The sequence below is a fragment of the Streptomyces sp. NRRL F-5727 genome (genome assembly GCF_000719555.1).
In the GTDB taxonomy this organism is placed as follows: domain Bacteria; phylum Actinomycetota; class Actinomycetes; order Streptomycetales; family Streptomycetaceae; genus Streptomyces.
This window is the reverse complement of the sequence record NZ_JOGX01000155.1, coordinates 1-647: the sequence shown is the minus strand read 5'-3', so window position 1 is coordinate 647 and position 647 is coordinate 1. Positions and strand designations below refer to the sequence as shown.

Annotated in this window: 1 pseudogene; it reads right to left on the bottom strand. The window is 70.3% G+C overall.

Annotation, left to right across the window (positions count from 1 at the left end):
* A pseudogene (locus IF73_RS38405) lies at window positions 1–647 on the bottom strand (vitamin B12 dependent-methionine synthase activation domain-containing protein); the annotation flags it as partial.

The following is a 647-nucleotide window of genomic DNA, read 5'->3' as shown; positions in this document are numbered from 1 at the left end:
GGCGCGGTGGAAGTCGGCGAGACAGAGGCGGCGGCCCCGCTGCTGGCGGGGGAAGGTGAAGCGGGTCCGCTCGCCCCCGTCCTCGTCCAGGACGATCAGATCGTCACCCTTGGACACGCACGGGAAGTAGCCGTAGACGACGGCCGCTTCGAGGAGTTGGTCCGTCTGGAGCCGGTCGAGCAACGCCCGCAGCCGCGGCCGGCCCTCCCTCTCGATGATCCCGGTGTCCTTCAGGCCCCACTGGCCCTTGAAGAGGGCGTCCTCGTCGAGCCAGGAGGCGTAGTCCTTGAGCGGGATGCCCTTGACGACGCGGGTGCCCCAGAACGGCGCCACGGCCGCCGGGCTCGGGCTCCCGCACCTCCAGCGGCGTCTCCCGCTTCGGCACCCGCCGCTGCTTCAACGGCGGCAGGACGGCCCCGGGAACACCCCGTTTCACCGCCATCAGCGCGTCCATCAGGCGCAGGCCCTCGAAGGCGTCACGGGCGTAGCGGACCTCGCCCTGGTAGATCTCGTGGAGGTCCTGTTCGACGTAGGCGCGGGTCAGGGCGGCGCCGCCGAGGATGACGGGGTACTTGGCGGCGAGCTCGCGCTGGTTGAGCTCTTCCAGGTTCTCCTTCATGATCACGGTGGACTTCACGAGGAGGCCG